The organism is Streptomyces sp. NPDC050610, from assembly GCF_040654875.1.
Classification (GTDB): domain Bacteria; phylum Actinomycetota; class Actinomycetes; order Streptomycetales; family Streptomycetaceae; genus Streptomyces.
Map to the genome: position 1 here is coordinate 148,058 of NZ_JBFAIV010000020.1, position 9,503 is coordinate 157,560.

At 71.2% G+C, this 9,503-nt stretch carries 9 protein-coding genes and 1 tRNA gene; 6 read left to right on the forward strand and 4 right to left on the reverse strand.

Annotated elements, in window-relative coordinates; all coding sequences use genetic code 11:
- Positions 1–73 precede the first annotated feature (73 nt).
- Positions 74–1,066, forward strand: coding sequence for a ScbA/BarX family gamma-butyrolactone biosynthesis protein (locus AB0I22_RS24410; protein ID WP_363133003.1), 993 nt, complete (start codon positions 74–76; stop codon positions 1,064–1,066).
- A gap of 323 nt (positions 1,067–1,389) precedes the next feature.
- Entirely contained in the window at positions 1,390–2,343 is a 954-nt protein-coding gene (locus tag AB0I22_RS24415; protein WP_363133004.1) for a phosphotransferase, read from the forward strand.
- 222 nt (positions 2,344–2,565) lie between these two features.
- Here the strand turns inward: AB0I22_RS24415 and AB0I22_RS24420 are convergent, their stop codons facing one another.
- Together AB0I22_RS24420 and AB0I22_RS24425 are read right to left on the reverse strand one after the other, a co-directional pair.
- Positions 2,566–3,501 (reverse strand): response regulator transcription factor, encoded by a 936-nt coding sequence (locus AB0I22_RS24420; RefSeq protein ID WP_363133005.1) that lies wholly within the window; start codon positions 3,499–3,501, stop codon positions 2,566–2,568.
- A gap of 112 nt (positions 3,502–3,613) precedes the next feature.
- The gene (locus AB0I22_RS24425; protein WP_363133006.1) at positions 3,614–4,282 is read right to left on the reverse strand and encodes an ATP-binding protein; all 669 of its coding nucleotides are present in this window, start codon (positions 4,280–4,282) and stop codon (positions 3,614–3,616) included.
- Positions 4,283–4,592: 310 nt separating this feature from the next.
- Between AB0I22_RS24425 and AB0I22_RS24430 the strand changes: the two genes are divergently transcribed.
- The gene (locus tag AB0I22_RS24430; protein ID WP_363133007.1) at positions 4,593–5,249 is read left to right on the forward strand and encodes a ScbR family autoregulator-binding transcription factor; all 657 of its coding nucleotides are present in this window, start codon (positions 4,593–4,595) and stop codon (positions 5,247–5,249) included.
- Positions 5,250–5,398: 149 nt separating this feature from the next.
- Positions 5,399–6,421 carry an NAD-dependent epimerase/dehydratase family protein gene (locus AB0I22_RS24435; RefSeq protein WP_363133008.1) on the forward strand — a complete coding sequence of 341 codons (1,023 nt, stop codon included), beginning with the start codon at positions 5,399–5,401 and terminating at the stop codon, positions 6,419–6,421.
- 227 nt (positions 6,422–6,648) lie between these two features.
- On the opposite strand, the gene AB0I22_RS24440 is transcribed toward AB0I22_RS24435, so the two are convergent.
- Entirely contained in the window at positions 6,649–7,137 is a 489-nt protein-coding gene (locus AB0I22_RS24440) for a YajQ family cyclic di-GMP-binding protein (protein WP_363133009.1), read from the reverse strand.
- A 186-nt stretch (positions 7,138–7,323) separates the two neighbouring features.
- Here AB0I22_RS24440 and AB0I22_RS24445 point away from each other — a divergent pair.
- A tRNA-Tyr gene (locus tag AB0I22_RS24445) sits at positions 7,324–7,405 on the forward strand.
- A gap of 98 nt (positions 7,406–7,503) precedes the next feature.
- Here AB0I22_RS24445 and AB0I22_RS24450 read toward each other — a convergent pair.
- Positions 7,504–8,166 (reverse strand): NAD(P)H-binding protein, encoded by a 663-nt coding sequence (locus AB0I22_RS24450; RefSeq protein ID WP_363133010.1) that lies wholly within the window; start codon positions 8,164–8,166, stop codon positions 7,504–7,506.
- Between the two features lie 52 nt (positions 8,167–8,218).
- Here AB0I22_RS24450 and AB0I22_RS24455 point away from each other — a divergent pair, with 52 nt between their 5' ends.
- Positions 8,219–9,376, forward strand: a complete 1,158-nt coding sequence (locus AB0I22_RS24455; protein WP_363133011.1) for a hypothetical protein — start codon at positions 8,219–8,221, stop codon at positions 9,374–9,376.
- Positions 9,377–9,503: the final 127 nt, after the last annotated feature.

Here is a 9,503-nt window from a genome sequence, read left to right on the forward strand (position 1 = left end):
GAATAAAACCGGGTGGTCCGTATTTTACTCACGTCGGAAGCTACGACCAACCCCCTACGAAGGGCGACGGCGAGTGTCTCTGATCGATGTTCTTCCCGCGTCCGTGCCGCAACAGGGCACCGAACACACCGCGTTGAGCTACGCCCGTACGGCCCCCCGCCACCTCGTGCACCGCGCCGCGGTCGCCGAGGTCCTGCTCACCGACTGGCGGCAGCTGGGCGAGGACTCGTTCCGCCTCGCGGCCCAGTGGCCCCGGGGGCACAGCTTCTACGGTCCGGTGGCCCGCGCCTGGCACGATCCGCTGCTCGTCGCCGAGACCGTACGGCAGGCGTCCGTACTGCTCGGGCACGAGTTCTACGGCGTCCCGGCCGGCCACCCCTCCCTGATGAGCGCGCTCGACTTCCAGACGGCGCCGAGACCGCTGGCGGTCGGCCCCGGCCCCGCCGACGTCGAGCTGCGCATCGAGTGCCGCGACGTCCAGCGGCGCGGCAGACACCTGGCCGCCATGTGCCTGGACGCGACCCTGCTGCGGGACGGCAGGCTCATGGGCACCGGCCGGATGCCGCTCCAGATCATGTCGCCGGCCGTCTACCGGCGGCTGCGCGGTCCGTACGCGACTCCGCCCGACGAACTCCCGCCCCGGCCCGCCCCCGTGCCGCCCGGCCAAGTCGGCCGGCGCGACCCGCGCGACGTGGTCCTCGGAACACCCGGAGAGGAGAGACCCGTCGGAGCCGACGGGCTCAACGGCGACTGGGCGTACGGGAGCTGGCAACTGCGCATCGACCGAGGCCACCCGGTCCTCTTCGACCACCCCGTGGACCACGTACCCGGCATGGCCCTGCTGGAAGCCGCCCGCCAGGCCGCGCAGGCACTGTCCCCGGCCCAAGTGCTGCCGGTCGCCGTCGACAGCAAGTACTACAGGTACGTGGAACTGGCGGCGCCCTGCTGGGTCACCGCGACCCGCACACCGATCCGCCGCGGCAAGGACGCCCAGGTACGGGTCCGCGCGGAGCAGAACGGCGAGACCGTATTCGAGTCCACGGTCTCCGCCGAACTCTGCGGCTGACGCGCGGGGCCGCCGCCCGAACCGGCCGCCCCGGGGCAGGCCGCGTTCAGCGGCGGCCCGCCCCGGCCGCCGCTCGGCGGGCGGCCTGCGCGCATGGTCCTCTCGTCGGGCGCGAGCCGGTGGAGACCACCGTCATCGGCGTCATGCGGCTCACGAAAGCCTTCCTGTGCCGCCGACGGCACGCACCGCATCCAGTTCGACTACCAGATCGGCGGACGGCCTGCGCAGACAACCCGAAAATTTCAACCGATCGTAAAAACAAGCGAGTTGACGACCATTGGCATACCCTCGGACGGCCCAAGCCCGCGCGGAGGACCCCCACGATGGCTGACCGCTATGCCGTGCCCGTGCCCGACCACGCCGCCGATGCCGATTCGGCGCCGCTCGACCTTCAGCCCGTCGCCCGGCTGCTCGCAGAGCACTGGGCGCTCCCCGCGGATGAGATCACGCCGCTTGCAGGCGGTATCAACTCCCTGACGTGGGAAGCGCGCGCCGGGAGCGCTCGTTGGGTAGTGAAGGCGGTACCGCCGGAGGCCAGGGACGCGTTCGTCTTCGGCCTCGACGTGGCGAAGCGACTGGAGCGAGCGGGCATACGGGCGGGGGCCCCGGTGGCGACGGTCGGCGGGCTGTCCGTCGTGCCCTTCGCCCACCAAGCGGTGGCCCTGCTGAGCTGGGTCGAAGGCCGCGGGCTGACCGGCGCATCGCACACCGAACTGGAGCTGATGGGGGCCACTTTGGCCCGAGCCCATCACGCGCTCGGTATCGATAGGAAGACGGGCGAGGGCACCGCACCCGCACGTCTGCACCTCCCGTCGGAGCACCTGGACGTACGCCCCTGGCTCAGGCCCGTGATCACCAAGGTCATGTCCCGGCTGGACGGCGTCCACCTGGAGACGCTGACCTGGGGGCCGGTGCACGGGGACCCGGCTCCGGACGTCTTCCGCCTCGATCCGGTCAGCGGCGTCTGCGGGATGATCGACTGGAGCGGGGCGGGCGTACTGCCGCGGGCGTACGATCTGGCGGCGCTGGTGATGTACCGCGGAGCGGACTCCATGCGGCCGCTGATCGACGCCTATGTGGCGGGAGGCGCGCTGACCCACGGCGAGGTCGAGAGGGCACTGCCCCCTCTGCTGGACTACCGCTGGGCCGGCCAAGCCGTGTACTTCGCCGACCGGATCGCCCGCGGAGACCTCACAGGCATCGACGGCCCGGCCATGAACGAGGCAGGGCTGGAAGCCGCCCGCCGGTGGTTCGCCGACCAGGACGGCAACTGCTGACCGGCGGCTGTGGCCTCCTCACCCGCAGCCGGGCCCGTTCGGCGGGCTGAACCGCAGACTGCAACCGTTCCGGCCAGATCCGGGCAGCATCCCGGGGCTGCCGTCCCGGTGCCTCCACAGCCTGCTGTAGTCGCGCAGGGCGGAGTCCGCCAAAGCGCGCGCCGAGGCCCGTAGGTGGAAGCCGATCCGCGACCAGCAGCCCGCCGCCAAGCCGGCACAAGCTCACCTCTCCCTCTCCCCCTCCCTCTCCCTCGCCACGTACTGGCGCCGCGCCTCGCCGCCGTGCCGAGCCGTCGCGCTCGCGGGGAAGCGCGACGGGGGATAGGCCGACGGGTCCGTACGACGTACGGCCACGGCCGGGCTGTGGCGCCGGGCGAGGACCGGGGCCGGGTGTGCGGCGCCCACCGAAGCGGGGCCGGAGACGGGCGAGGCCCCCGCGCCCGGCAAGGGGATCGATGAGGGGCCGGGCCCGCCCCCGGAGCGGGCCGCCCATGGCCGGGCCGCTGCGCTGCCCAGCGCCTTGTTCACGGCGTCCAGGCGGGAAACGGCGTCGAGTTTGTCGAAGATGTTGCGCAGGTGGCGCTTGATGGTGCCTTCGGTGATGCCGAGCCGCGCGCCGATCTGCCGGTTGCTCAGGGCGGCGGCCACCAGGTCGAGAACCTCGCGTTCGCGCGGCGACAGCCGTGCGGCCGGGCCGGCCTCCGCCGTCTCGTTCGCGCGCAGGGTGCGGTCGGACACCGAGATCGTCACCACGCGGCGGCCGAGGTCGGACCGGGACCGGAGGGCTGCGGCGAGCGTCTCGCGGTCGGAGCCCTTGTGCAGGTAGCCGCTGGCGCCCTCGGCGAGGAGGTCCTGGATCAGCCGCGCGTCGTCGTGCATGGACAGGACGACGACGCGCAGCTCCGGCTGGTGCTGGAGCAGTTTGCGGACGGTGGCGGCGGGGTCCTCGTTGCGGGGCATCTCGATGTCGAGGAGGACGGCGTCGGGCCGGTGCCGGGCGGCCAGTCGCAGTACCTCCTCGCCGTCACCGGCCTCGGCGCAGACCTCGAAGTCGGCCTCGGCGCGCAGAAGATCGCACAGCGCCTCGCGTAACAGCACATGGTCGTCGGCGACGAGGATGCGGATCGGCCGGCCGGCAGTGGGCGCAGGTGTGGTCATGGGCTCAGGTGAGGCCGCGGGCTCGGGCGAGGTCATGGGCTCAAGTGGGGCCGCGGGATCAGACGAGGTCATGGGCTCGGACGAGGTCATGGGCTCGGACGAGGTAATGAGTTCAGACGAGGTCATGGCGGTCGCTCCGCTCTCGGACGGGGATGCGGACGGACACGGTGGTGCCCTCGCCGGGCGCGGTGGCGACTTCGGCCGAACCACCCAGCGCCTGGGCGCGTTCGGCCATGGCGAGCAGTCCGTTGGTCCGGCCGCCGGCGAGCGTGGCGGCGAGGTCGAACCCCCGGCCGTCGTCGGAGACGGTGGCGTGGGCCGCGTACGGGGTGAGCCGCAGGACGGCCGTCACCTGGCCGGCGTGCGCGTGGGCGAGGGCGTTGCGCAGCGACTCCCGGACGATGAAGAAGAGTTCGTCGACGGTGGCGGGCGGCAGCCGCGTGGCGTCGCCGAGCACCTGTACGCGTACGTGGGCGTCGAGGGGGCCGGGGATGCGCATGGACCGTACGAAGGAGCGCAGGGCGGATTCCAGCGAGCCGTCGGCGACGGCCGGACCGCGCAGGCCGCTGGCGAGCGCGCGGGTGGTGGTGAGAGTGGTCAGCAACGCGGTGCGGGCCGCGTCCAGGCGGCGGGCCGGGCGCTCGCCCATCGGCGCGGAGTCGGCCTCCAGCAGCTCCAGCTGACGCAGGGCCAGGCACAGGCCGCTGCCGATGCGGTCGTGCACTTCGCGTGCCAGGGTGCGCCGGTCTTGCGTGTGGGGACTGTCGTCTACGTACAGCATCGCAGCTCCTACCTTCGCCTTCGGTAAGGCCACCGCACGGCCACCGCTGCGGCGGTCATGTCTCCGACGGTAGTGCGGAGTTCAGTAACAATCAAACTGCCCGGTTTGTTTTTAACGGGTGTTTGCCGTTGGGGAGTGAGCGGCGACGGCCGCCAGAGGCCGACAAAATGCCCGCACATCCAAGTGGTCTCCGCCACCCCACCATCTCGAAGCCCCCTCGATGTGTTCCAGTCTGCGGCCGAAAAGAAACCTGGTGAGCGGTTTGTTTTTTGCTAGCCTTCCCTCCACGGGGCCGACGTCAGGAGAAGAGATGGTCCAGCAGGAACGGGCGGTGCGCACACGGCAGGCGCTGCTCCGGGCGGCCGCCGAAACGTTCGACCAGGAAGGGTTCACACCGTCGGGCCTCACCGGCATCAGCGACCGCGCGGGCGTCAGCAAGGGAGCGCTGCACTTCCACTTCACCAACAAGGCGGGGCTGGCCAAGGCGGTGGAGAAGGAAGCCGGCACGACCCTGCGCGCGATCACCGACCAGGCCCTGACCGGCGCCCCGCCGGCCCTCCAGCGCCTGGTCGACGCCACCCACGCACTCGCCGCGCTGCTGCGCGAGGACGTGGTCGTACGGGCGGGCTTCCGCCTCTGCTGCGAGCGGATCCGGCCCCCGGCCGAGGGCCCGTACGCGCAGTGGGAACGGTTCGTCGCCCGCATGCTCGAACGCGCCGACGCGGAGGGCGCTCTCACACACGCGGTCAGCGCCCGCGAGGCGGGCCAGGCGATCGTGGCGGCCACCACCGGTTTCGAACTCCTGGGACGCTACGACCGCAGATGGCTCTCCGCCCCGTCCCTCACCGCCTTCTGGTCCCTGCTCCTGCCCCGGCTCACCACGGAGCCCGTACGCGACCGGCCCCACTCGGGTGAGATCGCCGAGCCCGCGCAGGCCGCAGCGCCCGCTGTCGCGGCCCGCTCGTAAAGAGGACCGTACAAAAAGATCGAGAAGTCCGCCCGCCGCCCCGGCACCGCTCTCTACGCTGCGTCCCGCCGCACGCCTGGGTCCGCAAGCGAGCCACGGCAGCCACGGCAGACACGGCAGACACGGCAGACAGGGGAGACAAGAGAGAGATGCGAAGAACCCAGACCGAGCAACCCGCCACGAGGCGCGTCGTGACGCCCGCCACGAAGCGCATTCTGACACCCACCGCCACGCCCGGCCGCGGCCTCCTGATCACCGGCGCGCACGGATTCATCGGCAGCCGCGTGGCCGAGTCGGCCCTGTCCGTGCCCGGCCTGCGCGTACGCCTGCTCACGAGGCGCCCGCCCGGCGCCCGCGACCGGGCCGAACACTGGCGCGCCGACCTCGCGGACCCGGCCACGCTGCGCGGGGCCTGCGAGGGCATCGACACCGTCGTCCACTGCGCCTCGCGCATCGGCACCGATGCGGCGGAGAGCCAACAGGTCAACGGCCGAGGCACCGAGGCGCTGGTCGAGGAAGCCGTACGGGCGGGCGTACGGCGCGTCGTCTGCCTGAGCACGGCCGCGGTGCACGGCCGCGGCCCGTTCTCACGAGCGGACAGCGCGCGGCTGCCCATCGCCCCGGCCTCGGCCACCAGCCGCAGCCGCGCCGACGCCGAACGCGCCGTCCTCGCCGCGGGCGGCACCGTACTCCGCCCGCACCTCGTGTACGGACCGGGGGACCGCTGGGTCGTCCCCGCCCTGCTGAGCATGCACACCGCGCTCCGCGCCGACGTGTCCGGCGGCCGCGTACAGCACTCCGTCATCCACGTCGACGCCCTGGCCAGGGCCGTCCTAGCCGCCGCCCTGACCCCTTATCCGATACCGGGCGCCCACGCCGTCAACCACCCCGACCCGGTCTCTGGCGTGGAGCTGACCGACGCGCTCGCCACCCACCTGGGCCTGCCCGACGCGCGTGCGGACCTCGACTACGAACAGGCGCGCGCCCGCCTGGCCGGCTCCCCGAAGGACCTGCACTCCCTGTCCGTCTTCGGCGTCGACCACTGGTTCGACAGCTCTGGCATCTGGCAGGACCTGGCCCTGACCCCGGGCCCGCCCTTCACCGAGACCTTCGCCGCCACCGCCCCCTGGTACCGCGCCCACCTCGGCCTGCCCGTCCCGGCCCCCGCCTGACGGAACCTGCGGGGCCCCAAAAGAACCGGACCCCGAGAGAACCGGACAGAACCGGTCCCGACAGAGCCGGCCCCGAGAGAACCGGACCCGACAGAAAAGGCACAGCGAGGGCGGCGACCGAGGCCGTCCTCGGTGCTGTGCCCTCGCTGTGCCCTCGCTGTGCCGTGTCCACTCCGCTCCACCGCGCCCGTACCGGCCGGGGCGACAGGGCCGGGCCGGTCGACGGGTCAGCGGTAGTTCACGAACTGGATCGCGAAGTCCAGGTCCTTGCCCTTGAGCAGCTGCTGGACGGACTGGAGGTCGTCCCTGCTCTTCGAGGTCACCCGCAGCTCGTCGCCCTGCACCTGCGCCTTGACGCCCTTGGGGCCCTCGTCGCGGATGATCTTGGCGACCTTCTTCGCGTTCTCCTGCGTGATCCCCTCCTCGACCGAGGCGAAGATCTTGTACTCCTTGCCGGATGCCTGCGGCTCTCCCGCGTCCAGCGACTTCAGCGAGATGCCCCGCTTGACCAGCTTGGTCTCGAAGATGTCGAGGACCGCCTTCACCCGCTCCTCGGAGTTGGCGCGCATCTCGACCTTCTCGCCGGACCAGTCGATCGAAGCGCCGACGCCCTTGAAGTCGTAACGCTGCGAGATCTCCTTCGCCGCCTGGTTGAGGGCGTTGTCGACCTCCTGCCGCTCGACCTTCGAGACGATGTCGAAACTGGAGTCGGCCATATTGAGTTGGCTCCTCGTACGTAGATCCATCAGGTGGTACGGCCCGCGGACCGCCCTGCCAGCCTAGTCACCCGTGCCCGATCCGGCGGTGCCGAATCGAGTGGCGGACCACCCCTGGTCATCGGGTATGGTTTACGTCGTTGCCACAGAGCGCTGCGAACCAGCGTTCGTACGGCAGCAACCCTTGGCGGTGTGCCCGAGTGGCCAAAGGGAGCAGACTGTAAATCTGCCGGCTCAGCCTACCCAGGTTCGAACCCTGGCGCCGCCACAGGCAAAGGAACAGCCCCTGTCCTGCGTTTTCGCAGGACAGGGGCTTTTTCGTGTGGGCTATAGGCGCTCCTCGGAAGAGCCGCGCCCCCGCCGGGGTCAGCCCCCGGCCACCGCCTCGACCGCCTCCGTCACCGGCGTGTCGCCCCCGATCAGCTCCAGCGTGCGCCCCGCCGTGGCCGACGCGTCCAGCAGGGCGGCCAGTGTCGCCGCCACGTCGTCGCGGGTGACGTCGGAGCGCCCGGTGGATTCGGCGAGGGTCACCAGGCCGGTGCCCGCGTCGTCGGTCAGCCTGCCGGGCCGCAGGACGGTCCAGTCGAGGCCGAAGCGGGCCCGTACGTCGTCGTCCGCGGCGCCCTTGGCGCGGAGGTAGGCGGCGAAGACGGGGTCGGTGCCGGGCGGCGGGCTGTCGGAGGCGCCCATGGAGGAGACGATCAGGAAGCGGCGTACGCCCGCGCGCTCGGCGGCGTCGGCGAAGAGGGCGGCCGCGCCGCGGTCCACGGAGTCCTTGCGGTCCGCGCCGCTGCCCGGGCCCGCGCCCGCCGCGAAGACGGCGGCGTCCGCGCCCTCCAGGTGTCGGGTGACGTCCTCGACGGGCGCGGACTCCAGGTCGCAGACGACCGGTTCCGCGCCCGCGGCGAGCAGATCCCCCGCCTGTTCGGGCCTGCGGATGATGCCCGCGACCTCGTCCCCCCGATCCGCGAGCAGGCGTTCGAGTCGGAGTGCGATCTGACCATGTCCACCAGCGATGACAATGCGCATAATTCCGACCGTACGCGGTGCAACCTTCTCTGCCACTCAGGAGTCACCTCTGGTGATCATCAACGTGGGGTCGAAAAACCGCCCCGCGCCAGATACGAGGGAGTTCGTCATCACCGCCATACGCAAGACCGTGTCCGCCATCGGCTGCGTCGCAGCTCTCACCGCCGGCGCCGTCGCCTGCGGTACGGAGCAGAACCTGTCCCCCGAGAAGCAGCTGTCGAACGCCTTCGACTCGCTGGGCAAGCAGCACTCGCTCTCGGTCGAGATGGGCCTCGACGCCGCCCCGGACCAGCTGGTCGCGATGTCCAAGGGCAGCGACGAACCGATTCCGCCGGCCATGGCCAAGGCGATGTCGAAGCTGAAGGTCACCTTCTCCGCGGAGTCGAAGAAGGCCCTGGAGGACACGGAGGAGGGGGATGTCACCGGTTCCCTGATGAAGATCTCGGGCGCCGAGGGCGATCTGGTGGAAGGCCGCTTCATCGGGGACACGGTGTACTACCGCGTCGACGTGAAGGCGTTCGCGAAGATGACCGGTTCGCCGGCGCCGACCAAGGAGGAGATGCACGCGACGCTCCCCAAGGGCCTCGAATTCGCTGACAAGATCCTCGACGGCGAGTGGGTCAAGGTCGACACCAAGGCGATGAAGAAGGCCGCCGAGAAGCAGTCGAAGGCCAAGGGCGGCGAGAAGCCGTCCGCCGAGCCCACACTCAGCGAGAAGACGCAGAAGAAGATCCTTGACGAGATCAAGGGCGTCGTGAACCACGAGGTCAAGATCAAGGACGGCGGCAAGCGCGACGGCGCCGACCACGTGCTCGCCACCGCTCCGTTCCGTACGGTCGTCAAGAGCGTCTTCGACAAGCTGCGGCCGTTCGCCGACGAGATGTCGCCCGGCGGCGCCGGCAACATGCCCAAGGAAGAGGACTTCAAGGAGATCCCGGACGCCGAGGTCTCCGTCGACTTCGCCATCAAGAACGGCAAGCTCTCCGCCGCCTCCATGGACCTCGCGCCCCTCGCGGAGAAGGCGAAGGTCAAGGGCGAGGTGCCGCTGCGGATGACGTTCGGCGACGGCGCCGCCAAGGTCGCCGCCCCCGAGAACGCCACCGCGGTCGACCCCGAGAAGATGTTCGCCGGGCTCATGACCCTGGCCGCGGACGCCCGTGGCAGCCGCGGCGGCGCCCACGGAACCAGCAACTCCCTTTACGGGGGCTGATACGGGGGCTGACGCCCTGGGGGAGGGGCGGCTGCTTCAACGAGGCGAGGCCCGTTGAAGCACCGGCCGGACGATGGACGCGGCCGAGGCCGAACGGGCGGGCCTGGTCTCGCGGATCGTTCCCTCC